Here is a 17,567-nt window from a genome sequence, read left to right on the forward strand (position 1 = left end):
TTTTCCTGCACCACGACTTTATGGATACCAGTTTGCTATTCGACAGCATCGGACGTCATATTCAGCTCGATGAGCGGGAAACGGAGCTGACCCGTTCGCTTTTCAATGTCCGGCGTCTTAAAAAAAAGGACTTTCTGCTTCGGCCGGGTGAGGTTTGCCGGGCCGAGAACTTCATTCTCAAAGGCTGTTTAAAAGAGTATTCGCTGGATCCCGGCGGATCCGAGCATATTCTGATGTTCGGGATCGAAGGATGGTGGGTGGGCGATCTGCTCAGCTTTCTGACAGGCCGGGAGAGCAACTATTATATTGAAGCGCTGGAAGACACGACGCTTGTGCAGATAACGAAACCGGACCTGGATGAACTGTATGAGCGGGTTCCCAAATTTGAGCGGTTTTTCAGGCTCATCCTTCAGAATGCATTCATTGCCCACCTCGAACGCATCGATCAGAACCTCTCCATGAGCGCCGAAGAACGCTATCTGGCCTTCAACCGCAAATATCCAGCCTTTGAAAAACGCATTCCGCTGAAACAGGTGGCCGCATACCTGGGCATTACGCCCGTTTTTCTGAGCATGCTCCGGAATAAATTACGGAAGGGCTGATTTCTTCAACTACTTTAATTTTTTTGCCTTTCGGGTTCCGGTCCTTTGCACTGTTATTTTTAAGACAGTCAAGCAAATGAAAAACAGGATTTTTAGTACTGATAATGATTGGACGGGCCTGATCGCACGGCTTACCGTGGGGCTCATCCTCTTCCCGCATGGTGCCCAGAAAGTACTGGGCTGGTTCGGTGGCCCCGGATTTAGCGGTGAAATGGCATTTTTTACACAGACCCTCCAACTTCCCTGGCTGATCGCCCTGCTCGTGATCCTGATCGAATTTCTGGGCTCGATTGCGCTGATCGCCGGTTTGGCGTCGCGGCTCTGGGCAGTGGCAGTGATCGGACTCTTCGTGGGGATCATCTTTGTGGGCGGTCATGCAGAGCACGGTTTCTTCATCAACTGGTTCGGCAACCAGCAGGGAGAAGGCTACGAATACCACCTGCTGGTGATCGGCCTATCGCTGACCGTTTTGACCGGAGGCAGCGGTAAATTCTCGCTCGATCAAAGTATTCATCACCGTTTATCTGCGGTGAAATGATCAAAATGTGGTTTGCCGGCGCATTCCTGGCACTGCTGCCCGCGTTTTGCATCGGACAGGGCAATGCAGAGGGCCGGAACAGGAAAATCGTGGAAACTTATTTCAATGAGGTTTGGAACAAGGGGCGTGTGGATGTGCTCGATGCGTTGCTGACCAGCGACTATATCAACCATACCCCGTCCACACCCGATCCGCCGCGTGGTCCGGGGGGATTGAAACCGATCGTGGAGGGGATACGTGCGGGCTTCCCTGACCTGCATTACGAGATTGTCGACCTGATCATAACCCACGACCGGGTGGTGGCCAGGGTGGTCATGACCGGTACCCATACCGGGACGCTGTTTGGAATACCTCCTACGGGCAAGCGCGTGAACGTGAACCAGATCAACATCGAACAAATCGTGAACGGGAAAATCGCCGAACATTGGCGGGTAACCGACGAGCTGACGATGATGAAACAGCTCGGAGTCATTCATTAGCCATGAATACGTACAAAGGCGCCCGGCCGGCGGAAATGCGGGCCGGACGCTACATGCTATCTGACGTGTATCATCACTTTTTCCCTTTCCAGAAGGGTAAGTTTGATGTTGTATTCCATAAAATCCTGGTCCTTGCCATAGATGATACGCAGGCGGTCGGGCTGGTGGCCGAGCTCGGAGATCCAGCGGGCCTGCAGATGGCCGAAGGCATTCTTACTGTTGATCAGCATTTCAGAAAGCTTCTCCTTAGCTGCCAGGTAGGCACTGAAATCGTTGAGTGTTTCCGGATCTTTGGCATTAGGATTGGTGGTCAGGTCCATGACGAGCGTAGCCTTCCAGGGAGAGCTTTGCCGGATGGCCAGGTAAAGTCTTTTGAAATGCAGTTTTGTAAGCGTTTTTTGTGGAAGAATTTTAGCATGTCCTAGCGGGTTCTTACCTAGAATCGGTATTGTTTTCAGCGGATCCATTTGATTAAAACAGGTTATCTGACGAATGCAAATAACCTGTTTTGATCTATGAGCTGTTTGCCAGATCATCCACATTTCTTGACACATCGTTCATTTCCGGCATAAGCGGTTTCTCACGCCAGCAAATGCGGCTTGCGCTGGTAGGTTTCCCACAGAAACTCACCGAAAAGCGTATTTGCCCAGGCAAACCACGCGCGGGTAAACTTCTTGGGATCGTCCTTGTGAAACGACTCGTGCATGAAACCCGTGCCGCCGTGGTTCTTTTTGAGCATCTGCACGCATTGCCTGATCTCCTGATCATCCTTGCTGGTAATCCCGCGGATGATAATACTCAGCGGCCAGATCATGTCGATTCCCACGTGCGGTCCGCCGATTCCTTCGCCAGCCTTTCCCTTGAAAAAGAATGGGTTATTGGTCGAAAGCAACATTTTGCGGGTGTTTTGGTACACCGGATCGGCAATGGGCATGGCATCGAGGTAGGGCAGGCCCAGCAGGCTCGGTACATTGGCGTCGTCCATGAGGTTGTAGCTTCCGAAACCATTGACCTCGTAGGCGTACACGCGGCCGTATTGCGGGTGATTGATCACCGCGTGCTGTTTCAATGCCTTATCTACTTCGTTGGCGAGCGCAGTCAGTTCGCCCGCCGCCGCTTTGTCCTGCGTGATCTTTCCGAGCATGGTTGCTGCCTGGCGCAGGCTGGTTACTGCAAAGAAATTCGAGGGGATCAGGAACGAGTAAATGGTAGCGTCGTCGCTCGGGCGGAATGCGGAGCAGATCAATCCGACGGGTTTTACCGGGTAGCCGTAACCATTCATAGGTACGCCGTCGGTAGCCCAGGCGGTTTTGCGCTGGAACCGGTACGGTCCGTCGCTCTCCTTCCGTTGCTGCTCCCGGAACGTTTTCAAAGTGAGCAGCACCGCCTTTTTCCAGTCCGCATCGAAGGGCGAAGTATCGCCGGTGAGCTGCCAGTAGCGGTGTGCGAGACGGATGGGATAGCAAAGCGAGTCGATCTCCCATTTGCGCTCGTGCAAACCTGGTTTCATGTCGGTGTCGTCGTCTTTCCATTCCCCGGTTTTGGCTGGATCATCGTAAAACGCATTCGCGTACGGGTCGCGCAGGATGCAGGCCGACTGACGGTTGATCACACCCGCGATCAACTTTTGCAGTTCCTTGTCTTTTTGGATGAAATGGAGGTACGGCCAAACCTGTGCAGTACTGTCGCGCAGCCACATGGCGTCGATATCGCCCGTAATCACATAGGTATCCGGGCGGGCGCCGCTACCGTTGTAGGTGACGGTGGTGTCGAGGGTGTTAGGGAAACAGTTGCCAAACAGCCACCCGAGCTCTTTGTCCTTTACTTTCAGCTGAAATTCAGCGATGGCATCCTCGATGGCCTTGCTGGTGAATTTCCGTTGATCGGGCGCAACCCGGACGGTCGGAAAATCCGGCATGGAAAAGGCGGGCAGCTTGCCAACCATCAACCCTGTGCCGATCAGGGCGGCATTCTTCATAAATGCGTTTCGGTTCATTGCGTTTTGGTATTGGGTAAACAAAAAATGTACGGGATAGCCATGCTGCAAATAAAGCCATTTTTGCGTATCGACACGGACGGAACCTGCACAGAACTCATGGGTAATTGTATTTAATCAGTAAGTTTGAAGTCCGAAGTAAACCCTTTTGCGGGGTAACCCGCCTTATTCAGAACGTTCCCGGCCATGAGAAGGAAATGTTTGTTTTTAATCAGGACCAGTCTTTTGCTCCGCTGCTTACTGCTCGTCACCGGTAGCGTTTCAGCGCAGCCATTTCCATTTAAATTCAATTATCTGACGGTCGACGAGGGGCTGTCGCATACCGATGCCAACGACGTGGTGCAGGATTCAAAGGGCTATATCTGGGTGGCCACCAATTTCGGGCTTGACCGGTACGACGGCTACACGGTCCGGAAGTTCTACAACAGCAACGTCCCGCTCCATAATGCGTTCAAAAACCGGATCATCCGGCTCTTTCCCGACCGCGACGGCAGGATCTGGCTCAGCACCGAGGATGGTCTTCAGTACTTCGACCCTAAAACTGAGCATTATACCGATCTCAGCGTAAAGGAAACCGGTGAGAGTCCGGTGTTGTGGAAAATGTTCAGGGCCGAGAGGGACCTCCTGTTTGGTTATGCCGATTACAAAGTGAAGCTATTCCGTGTGAATGGCCGCTTTCTGACAGAACTCCACTGGACCCCGCCCCCGGGGATCCGCTTTTTCGACATTCAGCCCGATCAACACGGCGTAATGCACTTCGCGACGAGCACGGGGCTGTGGAAGCTCGATGCACAGCGCAGATTCCTGCGTGTACCGGTTGAGGGACTGCCCGAAGGCGCAATACGGCGGGTATTTTTTGACAAAAACAATAAACTGCTGGTCGCTAATGACCGCGAATTGTTCCGCGCGGAAAATGCGCCGGCGTGGCGCGTGACCAAACGCTTTGCGTGTTCCGAATGCAGTAAGATCGAAGACATTACCGTCAGCAGGGGATCGGATTACTGGCTGAATACGGGCTCGGCCTTGATCCGCCTGGACCGTAATCTGAGTTTTGTACAACGGATCGATCACCAGGGCACCCGCAGCAGCCTTAATGCCAGTGTGGTCAGTCGCATTTACATCGACCGGTCGGATTGCCTCTGGGCGGGCACCTCGGGCGGCGGCATCAATTACTGCGATCTGAACCAGAAGTTGTTTTACACCATGCGGAGCGATCCGGGCAATCCGGCTTCCCTGACAGGCAGTAATATACGGTCGGTACTCGAAGACGGGAACGATCTCTGGATCGGCACCAATGCCAATGGGCTGAACCGGTATGATATGCGATCCCGGACTTACCGCTTTTACACGACCCGCACGGCAGTACGCCTTAAAAGTGATGTGGTGATGGCACTTGCATTGGATAATGGCCGGCAATTATGGATCGGGGGCGCTTCTGGCATCGAGATCCTGTCGCCCGACCGGAAAGCCCTGCGGAAGCCACCGGGCTCGGAGCAATTCCCGAAGTACTCGGTGGGGGCGTTGGTGAAGGACCATTATGGCAACATCTGGTTCGGTAACCTGGAAACTTTCGGGGTCATCTGGAAGGATACGACGGGGCGGTACCGGGTGCGGGAGTTTCCGGAGGGGCATTTCCTGTTCGCGGAACCGGACAAACCGGAGTTGCTGGTGTCGAGCAGGCATGGTTTGAAGCGCATTACGGTGGACAAAGAGGGGAATATCGGGAAGATGATCCGGTACCGGGCGTCTTCGGCACCCAATGCACTGACTTCTGATTATACTTCTGCCATCGCTAAACAGAATGACAGTACCTATTGGATCGGGACCATTGGCGGTGCATTGAACCTGCTCACACTTCAAGAGCGAAACCATACGCACACCATCAGGCATTTTGGGGAGAAGCAAGGCGTTTTTAATGATGTCGAAAGCATCGAACTGGATCGCGCGGGCAACGTATGGCTGGGCGGGGATGGCTTGCAATGCCTCGATCCAGTGACCGGCAGAATCACCCGTTATGATAAACATGACGGATTGCAGGGAAACAGCTTCAAGATACGGGTGTCGTTCAAGGGGGCGGGAGGCAGGTTGTATTTCGGGGGGATCAATGGACTCAATTACTTTTACCCGGAGCAAATCCGGTCCAATACGATCGGAGCCCGTCCAGAACTGACCGATATTCTGATCAACAGCCGCCGCCCCAGCTATGACAATGGGAAGACAAACATCGGACAAGCGCCGGGTTATGGCAGCGCATTGCGGCTCAACCACCTGCAAAACAATTTTGTGATCAGCTTCTCCGCCATGCATTTCGCAAATCCGACGAAATGCCGTTATCGCTACAAACTCATCGGCTTCGACGAGGAATGGAAATTCACGGACGGTAATAGTCCCACCGCCGCATACAGCAACCTCGACTATGGCGACTACCGGTTTGTGGTGGAGGCGACCAATAGCGACGGGATCTGGGGAAAAGGAGCGGCTCAGACGGACATTGTCATTACCCCGCCCTGGTGGAGCTCGCTGCTGGCACGGGTGATCTACGTGCTGCTGTTCATATTGGCGCTGGCGGGCGTCTACATTTACCAGGCCCGGTGGTACCGGTTGAAAAGGGAGATCGATGTACGGGCGGTGGCTGAGCAGAAACGGGAGGAAATGCACCGGCAGCGGGAGGAGCTTTACCAGCAGCAGCTGCTGTTTTTTACCAATGTCTCACACGAGTTCCGAACGCCGCTGTCATTGATCCTGGGACCGCTGGAAAACCTGATCAGCCACAACAGAAACCCGGTACTCGACCATTCATACCAGCTGATGCTGAGGAATGCACGGAGGCTCATCAACCTCATCAGTGAGCTCATGAACTTCAAAAAGGTATCCGACAGCCTGATCCGCTTGCAGGTGCAGCCATTGGTGATCAGTCAGTTTTGTGAAGAATTGGCGACAGAGTTTCAAAGTGTTGCACAGAGCAAGCATATTGCATTGACGGTTATTGACCGTACCCAGGGGGATGGCCGCTGGCCGCTGACGGGCCTGTTCGATATCCAGGTGCTTGAAAAGATCCTTCTGAATCTCCTCAATAATTCTTTTAAATATACACAGGATGGCGGCGAGATCACGCTGGAAGTATTCACGGATATGGGGCAGTTCAAACCGTCATTTGAAACGGGGTTCAGGTTGCTCAACGAAGAGCACCGGGCGAACCGGTACCTGTACTTCCGTGTGGCCGACACGGGGATCGGTATCTCGGGAGACACCATTACGCGGATTTTCGACCGCTATTACCGTATCAGCCGTGATCACCTCGGATCAGGAGTAGGATTGGCGCTTGTCAAAAGCCTCACGAGGCTGCATAAAGGCGATATCTACGTGTACAGTGAACATTATAAGGGTACGGAGATCATCATCGGCGTTCCGCTGGGCGAAGAGAACTGGGCGGAAAACGAGCGAGCGCCGTCGCGGCAGGAGTCTGGTGTCCGACTGGAAGCGACCGACCATTCGATCCTGATCCCGCTTACAGATCCTTCGACCGGTGAGCAGGAAACGACTCCGGCTACCCGGAAGCGCATCCTGCTGGTGGAGGATAACAGTGAGCTGCGCGCGTTTTTGAAACAAACATTCGACAAACAATATCTGATCTACGAGGCGGCCAATGGAGAAACCGCACTTGAGATTGCCGCTGAGAAAATGCCGGACCTGATTATCAGCGACGTCATGATGCCGGGAATGAGCGGCATTGCGCTTTGCAGGCAGGTAAAAGAGCGTTTTGAAACCAGTCACATTCCTTTTATTATCCTTTCGGCAAAAGATGCGCTGGCGAGCAAGATCGAAGGAATGGAGTCCGGAGCCGATTTCTATTTCGCGAAGCCGCTGAGCATTGATCTGCTGCTGCTGACAGTCCATAACATTTTCGAGCAAAGCGAAAAGCTGCGCCAGCGGTTCACCAACAACTATCTTTCCCAAGCCACCGACCTGGTGCATTCGGGTAAGGACAAGGAATTTTTCCAGGCACTGCTGGAATTGATCGAAGCCAATATGGAAGACCCGGACCTGGATGTCGATTTCCTTTGCAAACACCTGTACACCAGCCGGACAAAGCTGTACCAGAAGATCAAAAGCATTACCGGGCAGTCGGTAGCCGATTTTATCCGGACGATCCGCCTGAAAAAAGCGATACAGATCATGACGCACGAGGGCATTCCGCTCAACCAGGTGGTGGACCGTGTGGGCCTGCAAAGCAGCTCGAATTTTTCCCGGGTATTCAAAAAGGAATACGGCAAATCCCCTTTGCAGTTTATGCAGGCCCTGAAAAGAAACCAGACGTGAGACGAGCGTTCAGATGCTGTTCAGCACACCGCCGTCTGCGCGCAGCGATGCACCGTTGGTTGCGATTGCCAGCGGGCTGCACAGATAGGTAGCCAGGCTGGCAATCTCGTCGCTTTCGATGAACCTTCCGAGCAATGAATTGGGATTGGTGGAGCTCATGATGTGTGTTTTAAGTTGTTCCGCCGGGATGTTTTGCTGACGGGCAATGGCTTCGATAGTCCCGGCGACGCCGTCGGAATAGGTGGGGCCGCCGAGGATCGTGTTCACGGTGACCTGTGTTCCTTTTGTGAGTTGTGACAGACCGCGGCTGACGGATAACATGGCCGTTTTCGTCATTCCGTAGTGGATCATATCGCCCGGGACATCGATTGCCGATTCGCTACTGATAAAGACGACGCGTCCCCAGTTCCTTTCCAGCATCCCAGGCATGAGCGCCCGTGAAAGCCGCACGCCGCTCATGACATTGACCTGGAAGAAACGCGTCCATTCATCGTCAGGTATATCGAAAAAGGGTTTGAGTTCAAATATGCCGGCATTGTTGATGAGGATATCGATTTCCGGAAGTGATCGGGTCAGGCGGTCGATATCCTGCGTGTTTTCCAGATCTGCTGCGATCCCGGATACCGCCTCGCCCGGAAATTCTGCCTGCAAGGTACTGATAGCCCGGTCTACCTTCTCCTGCGAACGGCCATTGACAATCACCTTTGCTCCCTCCGCCAGTAGCTGCCTGGCTATAGCATATCCGATCCCTTGTGTAGATCCGCTGATAAAAGCCGTCTTTGAAGTCAGTTGTAAATTCATATTTATTGGTTTAATATATTGTGAATGAACAAATTATAAAATGCAATATTTTTGTGTTGTTTAACACAAAAATGAGGAAAAAAATTAGCTGAGTACGCTCAATTGCATTTCGATCTGTTGGGCGAGTACCTCGTGATCGGGGTACATTCTGCGGATAATATTCAGGCCGCTCCAGAATGTGATCAGGTACCTGCCCAGGATGGCTGCTTCGGTTTGATTCTGCATTTTGCCATCCTGTTGTGCCTTTGCAATGGCCCAGGTAAACATCTGCTCCACGTCTTTGAGGATCGTTACGGCCTGTTGTTCCAAGTCTTCGTCGAGGTTGGCCATTTCCACTACTGTATTCACGATGATGCAACCCTGCAAATGGGTAGCGCGGTCGTCGAACGCGATGGAGTGGAAGAAGTTCCGGATCAGGTCGATGGGGTTCTCGCTTTGGCGCAGTTCCTGGTAAAAGGCCTCAAATGCTTCGCGCCGCTGATCGATTGCCTTACTGAACAGTTCTTTTTTACCACCTTTGAAAGCATTGTAGAAGCTGCCGCTGCCAATTCCCATTGCTTCCAGCACATCGTCCAGCGACGAGGCGGTGAAGCCTTTGTTCCAGAACACCCGCTGAGCCCTGGTCAGAATTTCGGTATTATCGTAAATAGCCGGACGTCCCCGTAACTTCATCTTTATTTTTGTGTTGATTGGCACAAAAATATATCTTATGACTGAATTTTGCTAAACCGGTACGAGATTTTGTAAAACTGGCGCAATTTGCAGTGTTAAGAATGCTTTTGAAGTATATGTCACAGAAACGGATCCTAGTTTTACTGCTTACATTGCTGGTCATAGCGGCCATGCGTCTTTATTTTGTTGAAACTTTTGCGGTCCGGCTGCCTTTTTGGGACCAATGGGACGCCGAAGGTGATCTTCTGCTGCGTCCGTGGATCGAAGGCCGGTTTCAGACAGAGATCTTGTGGCAGACCCACAACGAGCACCGCATCTTCCCCACGCGTTTGCTGTCCCTGCTGATTTTCAGTATCACGGGCGTCTGGGATAACCTCATCGAAGCCCGGGTGAATATAGCCGTCGCGGTTTGCATACCGTTGATCCTGTTGGGATTCCTGATGCGACAGGGTGCGCTTACCGCTCTTCGCTGGCTCACCCTAATAGTGGTTGTCGCCCAGTTTGGGTTGCCGTTTTCCTATGAAAACCTGCTGGTGGGTTTTCAAAGCCAATTTTACTTCCTGATTATTTTTACTTTTCTCGCATTGATCCTGGCTGCCTTATATCCTGATAGCCCTGCGGCTATGGGAGGGGTGCTGGCGTTAGGAGTACTGGCGGTGCTCACTATGGCTTCGGGCTTGCTCACCCCACTCGCGACCATGGGGGTGTATGTGTTGCATGCGGCCATGCGCAGGAAAATCAGTTTAAGGCATGGAGTCATGCTGGTCATACTTGTAACAACTGCGGTGGCGGGATACCTGATTATACCACAGATAGAAGCTAACCGCGTATTCCGTGCCCAAAATCTTTCGGACCTGGTTAACGCTCTGCAGTATATCCTTGCCTGGCCGGTTGAGGGCGCGAGCTGGCCGGCGGCTGTTGCGTTATGGACGCCTGCGCTGGTCGTGGTGCCCTGGCTGTTGCGAAGCCGCCGGCTCGCTGCTGCGGATCTGTTTATGGCTGGCTGCGTGATGTGGTCGCTCGCGCAGGGCGTAGCGATTGCGTATGGACGCGGGCAGAACCTTGACGGCATGGCTTCGCGGTATTCTGAACTATTAACTCCGGGATTGATCGGTAATGCCTGGTTTGCTGTGCGCTTTGCCGAACAATGGGGCAGGGACCGCCGGGTCTGGGCAGGCGGATTGTTTTTTGTGGTATTTATCATGGCGCACATCACACGTTATCGCGAAGACCTTCTTTACACCAGGCGGGCTTACGGGCTCTCGCTCAAACAGGAGCAGAATGTGCGACGGTACCTGCAAACGAACGATCCGGGGGCGCTCGATCAGCCACAATTCGAGATACCTTACCCGCAAGCCGAGCGGTTACAACTGTTGCTGGACACGCCAACGATCCGCAGAATACTTCCTGTGGAGTATACCCATGCGGAAGCACGCTGAGAGTCAACCGGGTTGTAAGAAGAAGGTAGATCCTGTACTCATTTTGCAGATTTGAGGAACTTCTGAGTTTCGGTTTTGAAAGGTCCCCAGCCTGTCCAGAGTTCGCTGACCGTGAGTTGTTTGCCGTCGAATGCTTTAATGGTGTAAAACCAGGTTTGGGGAGAGCCGTTAATTTTACCGGAGGATGGCTTCTTTTCTTTGGCTATGAATGACTTGTAATCCACCCAATGCAGCAGAAACGTGTCAGGATAGATGCACGCGGACTCATTGCGCCACACGAACTCTTTTGTTTCGGTAAATTCAAAACCCGCGCATTGAGCACCGTCCAGAATGAACCGGCCCTTTATTTCCTTCGAAAAATCTCGAAGGGACTTTTGATTGGAAGCTGTTTGGGCAAATGAAAAGCCATTGACCAGTACCAGCAGTATACAAGACAGGGTTAAAATGCAACACTGTGGAGCATGTGATTGGAGTGAAACCGGAATTTTCATGGGGATGTCGGATATATGTAATGGTTAAGCCCTGATTTCTTGATACTGGTTCCATTCGTTTACGAAGCCGATTGACTGTCCGGCAATTCAGGGAATTTTGCCAATTATCTTCTTCACTGCGAGTAATGCCGTTGCCGGGAACGACGTGCAGCTACGAATGCTCATTTGTTTCCCCGTTGAATAAATGAGATGGCTTGTTTACATCAAAAAGGTGGTAGGATTGTAATGGTATTCCGGACAAACGGTGGAGGTGGTTGATGCCAACAGCGGTTGCTACGGGTTTAAAAAAACAAAAAAGCTATGAAAATTACCACACTTTGTACATTGATTTGGTTTTGTGCTGCGATGCAGTGTTACAGTCAGGAAAAGCTCTGGACCGCTGCTGACAAACAGCAGACCATTGACCAGTTTATACGCACGCGCGATGCGGTCGTAAAAGAAACGGAAAACCTTACACCCGAGCAATGGGCGTTCCGCGAGTCGGCCGACCGGTGGTCCATTGCGGAAATTGTGGAACATCTGGCGCTCTGGGAGATTATCTGGTCGAGGGAGATCAGCATCGGTTCACGTAACAAGCCACAACCGGAATTGCTGAAAACAACCCGGCCCGACAGCTATTATCATGAATTTATTATGGAGCCGGCCGCGCACAAATCTTCCGAAATTGCAGTTCCGATGGGTTTTATCAAAGGAAAGGATAATCTGGCCTTTTTCCTGCGCGGCAGAGAACAAAACCTGGCGTTCCTGCGAAGTACCGAGGCCGATATGCGGGCCATTTTTGAACTCACCGGTACGCCTGAACCACGCAATTTGCATCAGGTACTGATTTACCAATGGGGGCATGTCGACCGGCATTTGCGCCAGATTGCGAAAGTGAAAAGCCACCCGTCGTATCCAAAACAGTAGAAATTCCGGCTGCAAACGTCCTGTGTGACAAATTATTCGCGGGCCTCTGTCCGGTCAGTCCAGCGCATGCAATGGTGCAATACGGATCGGGCAGGGGCCTGCAAACACTAAATAGGGATAAGAACATCTGTATTGGTATTCTCTTATTCCTCCAAAAATAAAATTGTTTAATTATATAAAAAGGCGTAGGATTGCATTCCCGATTTTACATTGACGTAGCTCTCCTGAATGCAATCCAATCCCGAAAACAATGCTGATGACGCCGACTTGTGGAAGTCGTTTCGTGCGGGGGATGACGAAGCGTTCGGGAAAATTGCAAAGCATTATTACAAGAGTCTTTTCAGCTACGGCAGTAAATTCTCCCGCGACCGCGAGTTTGTAAAAGACTGCATCCAGGACCTATTTATGGAACTCTGGGCCAAGCGCGAAACGATAGGAGACACTGCGTTTGTCAAATTTTACCTGCTCAAATCGCTACGCCGCAAGATCTACCGTGAAAGTCAGCGGCTGCAGTGGGTCAACGAAGGCGAAGAACTTGATTTCTCGGCCGAGACGACGGGCGATGCTTCCATCGAGGAACATATCATCGCCATTGAAACCAATGAGGCCGCGCTCAAAAGCCTCAACCAGCAGATCAACCTGCTCACCCGCCGCCAGCAGGAGGTGATATACCTTCGTTTTTTCGAAAACATGGACAATGAAGCCATTGCACAGGTCATGGGAATCTCGCGGCCCGCAGTGGCGAATTTGCTTTACCGCACCATTCAGGAATTGAAGGACCGTTTGTAATAAAATCACAACCCTCCAAGACCGAATCGCCATCCGTCGTTGATTCCCTCCTCCCTTTCCTCCTTCCATCCTTCCCTTCCTCCCTTTCCTCCGTCTCCCAACTTTTTGAAATATTTTTGAAATATTTTGATTATTTCAATTCAGGTGCTGCCTATGTATAGTTAGAAAACAATTATAACATGGATCAGTACCAAGAATACAGCCTGGAAGATTTTGTCCTCGACGCCCGGTTTCAGGGTTGGGTGAGACATCAGGGAGCACAGGAGAATGTATTCTGGCAAAAATATCTGGACGAAAACCCGGAACAGTCGGAAGATATCCGTCAGGCCCGGAAGCTGCTCGATGGCGTTTATCGTCATTATCGTACCAGTATCGATGAAGCAGAGATCGACATCGAAATTCAGGGGCTGCTGGAACGCGTTAGAGCTGAAAAACGGCAGCTTCGGAATGGACATGTGGTGGAGGCGGTATTTGCCGGGGAGTCAGAAAAGTCAGCCGGAGAGGCTGGCTTTGAATCGAAGAGAGCTGGTGTGGTGAGGCCAATTGACAAGCGCTGGTATTCGGGTATTTGGTTTAAACTGGCTGCCTGCGCGGTACTGGCGATCGGTCTCGGATGGCTTGGCTGGCAATATTACTGTGTCAATTGCGGTTACAACGGGTTGATTTCGGGCAAAGAACTTACAGAGCGTGTCAATATCTCTGACAAACAGCAAGTGATAAAACTGGCAGACGGAAGTCAGGTGGTTCTTTATCCGCATTCCAAACTGAGCTTTGCTGAAACATTTCCGGCCGATCAGCGTACTGTGTACTTGTCGGGCGACGCGTATTTTCAGGTGGCCAAGGATCCGAAGCGGCCATTCTTGGTACACACCACGGATATCGTGACGAAAGTACTGGGTACCGGCTTTTTCGTGCGTGCGCAGGACGCTTCGGATAAGACGTTGGTTGAAGTACGGGAAGGGAAGGTCTCTGTTTTCAAACAAAAGGAATTTATGGAGGGCAGGAATGCGCAGGCCAAAACCCCCAACGGCATCGTGCTGACGCCCAATCAGAAACTGATATTCGAACATGCGAGCAGCGAAATGCGCAGAACTTTGAGCGATAATCCCGAAATCGTGCCTTCCGGCAATCCCAAGACATTCGAATTTGTCAATGCGCCTGCTTCCACTGTACTCACCGACCTTGAAGAAGCCTACCAGATCGATATCATTTTCGGCCATGATGTCATGAAAGGCTGCCCCGTGACAGCGTCGCTGGCCGGACAGACGATGTTCAACAAGCTGAGCATTCTCTGCGAAGTGATCGAAGCCAGGTATGAAGTGCTCGATGGCAAGATCGTCATTTATAGTAAAGGCTGTAAAAGCTAGGAAACCCTGTTCAACCCCACCAAACCCGATGCCAATGCGTATATAGAAGAAAGTAACCACAAAAAAAGAGTCGGACAATGCTACCAACATATCCGACCCTCATGAATCCCCATATTTGTTTTCGACCGCAAATACTATCCGTCCAAAGAAGGATAACGGGGATTGTTTTATCAAAATCTTACCTCAATAAAACAGTCAAATGTATGAAAGAAGCTTTTAAGTTTCAATTTATTTTAAGTGTCATGCGGATATCGCTGTGCCAGTTTTTACTTGTCGGGTTGTGGGCGCTTGGTACTGCCAGGGCGACGGATGGCAACGCGCAGGCACTTTTGTCCAAAAAAGTAACCGTCGATATTCAGGAGCAGGAGATCGAAAATGTGTTGGGAAATCTGGAAAAGCAGGTGAACGGCAAGTTTGTATACAGCGGGAAAATGATCGGCAGCGAGCGTAAAGTGACTGTCAGGGCGAGTCAGAAACCACTGTACAAGGTTCTGGATGAGACCCTGAAACCATTGGGCTTGCATTACCGTGTGACGGACAACCTGATCGTCATCAGCCGCTCCGACAAATCGGGGGCCACGTCGGCGACGGGCATCCGTAGCCGCGCAGCCGGTTACACGGTCTCGGGGAAGATCACCGACGTGTCGGGGGAAACGCTCAGCGGGGTAACCGTAATCCTGAGCTACAACAATCTCGGCGCGGTGACGGACATGAACGGAACTTACAGCTTTACCGACGTCCCCGACGGCGCTTATACATTGAGTTTTACCAGTATTGGTTTTACGGCAATGCAAAAGGCAATCCAGGTATCGGGCCAGGATGTGTTGCTGAACATTGAAATGAAGGACGACATTCTGCAATTGCAGGAGATTGTGGTAACCGGCGGCAATCCGAAGAAGAAGATCGAAAGCAGCGTAGCGATCACGACCATTAATAACAAAGACATTCAAACCCGCGCACCATTGAACAGCACCGACCTCCTGAAAGCGATCCCCGGCCTGACGGTGGAAAGTACCGGGGGCGATGGTCCGGGCAATGTGTGGGTACGCGGGTTTCCGCAGCAGGGCGGCTACATTTTTCTGGGTATTATGGAAGATGGCCTTCCGGTATTGCCCACGGGTTTCAATTCCATTCCGTCTGTGGATCAGTATTATAAAACAGATCTGACCATTAAAAACATCGAAGCCGTGCGCGGAGGTAATGCGTCGATCGTCATGGCGAATACGCCGGGAGCGGTGATCAACAACCTCAGCTACACCGGCGCCGATAAAACCTATGGTAAATTCAAAGCCACGACCGGCCTTTCGCAGGGCCTTTACCGGCTCGACGGCAATGTGGGCGGCAAAGTAAGCGAGCACATCCGTTACAACATCGGCGGGTTCTTCCGCACGGATAAAGGCATTGTGCCGCCGGGCTACACAGCCAACCAGGGCGGTCAGTTGAAAGGAAATATGACTTTCAATTTCAAAAACCAGAAAGGCTTTGTGCGCGTGTATGGTAAATACCTGAACGACAAGGTGCAATGGATGCTAACCAGCTTCTATCCTTATGACGGGACCGGTAAACCTACCAAAACCAGCAATTTTGACATGGTAACCCAGTCGCTGGCGACGATTGATACCAAATTCAGCTATACCGACGCCGGTGGTGTGACGCGTAACTATGATTTTGCCGACGGTATCCATACCAAACTTGCATCGGGCGGTTTCCAGTTCAACTACCTGCTCGACAATGGCTGGGAAGTGAACAACAACTTTCGCTACCAGCGCACCAACCGCAGCGTGACCGCGGGTATTCCGGCCGGCATTACAACCTATAACGGCTCAACACCTTATTATTACCTGGATGGCAGCGAAGCCGGTTTGAAAGCGGGCGACAGGATTGTGAATGTGACCGGCATCGGCCAACAGGGCAAGGATGTGCAAATCGTCGATTACCTGGATTTTAAAAAGACATTCAATAACCATAATGTAGGCTTGGGCGCGGGTATCCACCAATACAACCGCAACGACGGCCCGAACTACAACTTTTCATACCAGCAGGAGTTCAAGGAAAATCCAAAAAGGCTGCTGACCTCGCCAACGGCCGCAAAAATTGCGGCTACCAACCTCGCAACTATCAAAGGCGACACGCGTACATTGTCGGCTTACGCTTCGGATGAGATCACGCTGAATCCGAAATGGCGCCTCGATCTCGGTGCGCGTCTGGATAACCAGAATGTTTCAGGCCAGCGTCCATTTTACGCATTCAAAACAGACGGCACGCCCGATTATACCAAGGGCGCAGGCCTTACCATCGCGGGTTACACCGATTATTCCGAAACGATCACCAACTGGGCGGCAACGGCCGGCTTGAATTACAAGGTCAGCAATGAAGCAGCCTTGTTTGCACGGGCTACACGCGCCTACAATGCACCTACTATCGCGGATTACAATGCGACCGCATACGATCCGGCGAAGATCAAGAAACGTCCTGTGTACCTGGGTGAAGTGGGGGTGAAGTATGCCAAAAACGACTTTTCACTGTTTGCTTCTGCCAGCTATTCCGCGATCAAGAATGTGTCGCTTTCAATTACCGTGCCGACCATTTCCTCGGGTAACCAGGTCCTTGTTGCCTTCGGCTCCACCCGGACGTACAGCGCGGAGTTCGAAGCATCCTACAAGCTGACGAAATCGATCGGGCTGCGCTGGACAGGCACTTTGCAGGATTCGAAATACACGGATTATACCGCGAATACCAATACGAACTCGGCCATCGTCGCGATCCTGGGTGATACCACTTATAGCTTTACGGGGAAAAGAACGGAGCGTGTGCCGGTTTTCAATACCGAGCTGTCGGCGACCTACGACTACAAGAAACTGAACCTTTACCTGGCCGGAAACTATATCGGCGCACGTTTTACTGCACCGAGCGACAGCTACAAGCTGCCGGCATACGTGCTCATGAAAGGCGGTGCGGGTTACAATTTTACCAAGGCGATCAATGCCAGATTTTGGGTGGATAACCTGTTGAATGCAAGAGTGCTGACGGAAGGGGATGTGCGCGGCGACCAGTTCCGCAACTTTGACGCCGTGGAAAAAGGAACAATGATGCCGGGGCGCACGATTCTCCCGAGGAGTTTCTGGCTCTCGTTGTCTTACGAGTTTTAATACTGATGGATGAAAGGA

Annotated in this window: 14 protein-coding genes; 9 read left to right on the forward strand and 5 right to left on the reverse strand. The window is 51.8% G+C overall.

Features of this window, described 5'->3' with window-relative positions:
- The first annotated feature begins 20 nt into the window (after positions 1–20).
- The 3 genes from BP71_RS01550 (at position 21) to BP71_RS01560 (ending at position 1,619) form a co-directional block, all read left to right on the forward strand.
- A complete protein-coding gene (locus BP71_RS01550) occupies positions 21–602 on the forward strand; it encodes a Crp/Fnr family transcriptional regulator (protein ID WP_496375877.1) in 582 nt (193 codons plus the stop codon).
- A gap of 76 nt (positions 603–678) precedes the next feature.
- A complete protein-coding gene (locus tag BP71_RS01555; RefSeq protein WP_496375879.1) occupies positions 679–1,140 on the forward strand; it encodes a DoxX family protein in 462 nt (153 codons plus the stop codon).
- Entirely contained in the window at positions 1,137–1,619 is a 483-nt protein-coding gene (locus BP71_RS01560) for an ester cyclase (RefSeq protein ID WP_496375881.1), read from the forward strand. Before BP71_RS01555 ends, BP71_RS01560 begins: the two co-directional genes overlap by 4 nt.
- 56 nt (positions 1,620–1,675) lie before the next feature.
- On the opposite strand, the gene BP71_RS01565 is transcribed toward BP71_RS01560, so the two are convergent.
- Both BP71_RS01565 and BP71_RS01570 read right to left on the reverse strand, forming a co-directional pair.
- Entirely contained in the window at positions 1,676–2,086 is a 411-nt protein-coding gene (locus tag BP71_RS01565; protein WP_496375883.1) for a hypothetical protein, read from the reverse strand.
- Between the two features lie 113 nt (positions 2,087–2,199).
- Complete coding sequence (locus BP71_RS01570; protein WP_496375885.1) at positions 2,200–3,615, reverse strand: glycoside hydrolase family 125 protein; 1,416 nt, start codon at positions 3,613–3,615, stop codon at positions 2,200–2,202.
- Positions 3,616–3,840: 225 nt separating this feature from the next.
- Between BP71_RS01570 and BP71_RS01575 the strand changes: the two genes are divergently transcribed.
- The gene (locus BP71_RS01575; protein ID WP_496375887.1) at positions 3,841–7,935 is read left to right on the forward strand and encodes a hybrid sensor histidine kinase/response regulator transcription factor; all 4,095 of its coding nucleotides are present in this window, start codon (positions 3,841–3,843) and stop codon (positions 7,933–7,935) included.
- 9 nt (positions 7,936–7,944) lie between these two features.
- Here the strand turns inward: BP71_RS01575 and BP71_RS01580 are convergent, their stop codons facing one another.
- A complete protein-coding gene (locus BP71_RS01580; RefSeq protein ID WP_496375890.1) occupies positions 7,945–8,736 on the reverse strand; it encodes an SDR family NAD(P)-dependent oxidoreductase in 792 nt (263 codons plus the stop codon).
- An 84-nt stretch (positions 8,737–8,820) separates the two neighbouring features.
- On the reverse strand, positions 8,821–9,408 hold the full coding sequence (locus tag BP71_RS01585; protein WP_496375892.1) for a TetR/AcrR family transcriptional regulator: 588 nt from the start codon (positions 9,406–9,408) through the stop codon (positions 8,821–8,823).
- A 116-nt stretch (positions 9,409–9,524) separates the two neighbouring features.
- Between BP71_RS01585 and BP71_RS01590 the strand changes: the two genes are divergently transcribed.
- A complete protein-coding gene (locus BP71_RS01590) occupies positions 9,525–10,847 on the forward strand; it encodes a hypothetical protein (protein ID WP_496375894.1) in 1,323 nt (440 codons plus the stop codon).
- A gap of 38 nt (positions 10,848–10,885) precedes the next feature.
- Here BP71_RS01590 and BP71_RS01595 read toward each other — a convergent pair whose 3' ends face one another.
- Positions 10,886–11,338: a hypothetical protein gene (locus BP71_RS01595; RefSeq protein ID WP_496375896.1), complete on the reverse strand. Its 453-nt coding sequence runs from the start codon at positions 11,336–11,338 to the stop codon at positions 10,886–10,888.
- 300 nt (positions 11,339–11,638) lie between these two features.
- On the opposite strand from BP71_RS01595, the gene BP71_RS01600 reads away from it, so the two are divergent.
- From BP71_RS01600 to BP71_RS01615, 4 genes are all read left to right on the forward strand, one after another.
- On the forward strand, positions 11,639–12,244 hold the full coding sequence (locus tag BP71_RS01600; RefSeq protein ID WP_496375898.1) for a DinB family protein: 606 nt from the start codon (positions 11,639–11,641) through the stop codon (positions 12,242–12,244).
- A 228-nt stretch (positions 12,245–12,472) separates the two neighbouring features.
- The gene (locus BP71_RS01605; RefSeq protein ID WP_496375900.1) at positions 12,473–13,033 is read left to right on the forward strand and encodes an RNA polymerase sigma factor; all 561 of its coding nucleotides are present in this window, start codon (positions 12,473–12,475) and stop codon (positions 13,031–13,033) included.
- Between the two features lie 179 nt (positions 13,034–13,212).
- Positions 13,213–14,400, forward strand: a complete 1,188-nt coding sequence (locus BP71_RS01610) for a FecR family protein (RefSeq protein WP_496375902.1) — start codon at positions 13,213–13,215, stop codon at positions 14,398–14,400.
- Between the two features lie 203 nt (positions 14,401–14,603).
- Entirely contained in the window at positions 14,604–17,549 is a 2,946-nt protein-coding gene (locus tag BP71_RS01615; RefSeq protein WP_496375904.1) for a TonB-dependent receptor domain-containing protein, read from the forward strand.
- Positions 17,550–17,567 lie beyond the last annotated feature (18 nt).

The sequence above is a fragment of the Dyadobacter ginsengisoli DSM 21015 genome (assembly GCF_059568735.1).

What these genes read in the sequence shown, in the direction of transcription:
- BP71_RS01615 (WP_496375904.1), top strand. Translation starts at nt 14,604, where the DNA reads ATGAAAGAAGCTTTTAAGTTTCAATTTATTTTAAGTGTCATGCGGATA.
- BP71_RS01585 (WP_496375892.1), bottom strand. Translation starts at nt 9,408, where the DNA reads ATGAAGTTACGGGGACGTCCGGCTATTTACGATAATACCGAAATTCTG.
- BP71_RS01555 (WP_496375879.1), top strand. Translation starts at nt 679, where the DNA reads ATGAAAAACAGGATTTTTAGTACTGATAATGATTGGACGGGCCTGATC.
- BP71_RS01590 (WP_496375894.1), top strand. Translation starts at nt 9,525, where the DNA reads ATGTCACAGAAACGGATCCTAGTTTTACTGCTTACATTGCTGGTCATA.
- BP71_RS01570 (WP_496375885.1), bottom strand. Translation starts at nt 3,615, where the DNA reads ATGAACCGAAACGCATTTATGAAGAATGCCGCCCTGATCGGCACAGGG.
- BP71_RS01550 (WP_496375877.1), top strand. Translation starts at nt 21, where the DNA reads ATGGATACCAGTTTGCTATTCGACAGCATCGGACGTCATATTCAGCTC.
- BP71_RS01610 (WP_496375902.1), top strand. Translation starts at nt 13,213, where the DNA reads ATGGATCAGTACCAAGAATACAGCCTGGAAGATTTTGTCCTCGACGCC.
- BP71_RS01600 (WP_496375898.1), top strand. Translation starts at nt 11,639, where the DNA reads ATGAAAATTACCACACTTTGTACATTGATTTGGTTTTGTGCTGCGATG.
- BP71_RS01565 (WP_496375883.1), bottom strand. Translation starts at nt 2,086, where the DNA reads ATGGATCCGCTGAAAACAATACCGATTCTAGGTAAGAACCCGCTAGGA.
- BP71_RS01605 (WP_496375900.1), top strand. Translation starts at nt 12,473, where the DNA reads ATGCAATCCAATCCCGAAAACAATGCTGATGACGCCGACTTGTGGAAG.
- BP71_RS01560 (WP_496375881.1), top strand. Translation starts at nt 1,137, where the DNA reads ATGATCAAAATGTGGTTTGCCGGCGCATTCCTGGCACTGCTGCCCGCG.
- BP71_RS01580 (WP_496375890.1), bottom strand. Translation starts at nt 8,736, where the DNA reads ATGAATTTACAACTGACTTCAAAGACGGCTTTTATCAGCGGATCTACA.
- BP71_RS01595 (WP_496375896.1), bottom strand. Translation starts at nt 11,338, where the DNA reads ATGAAAATTCCGGTTTCACTCCAATCACATGCTCCACAGTGTTGCATT.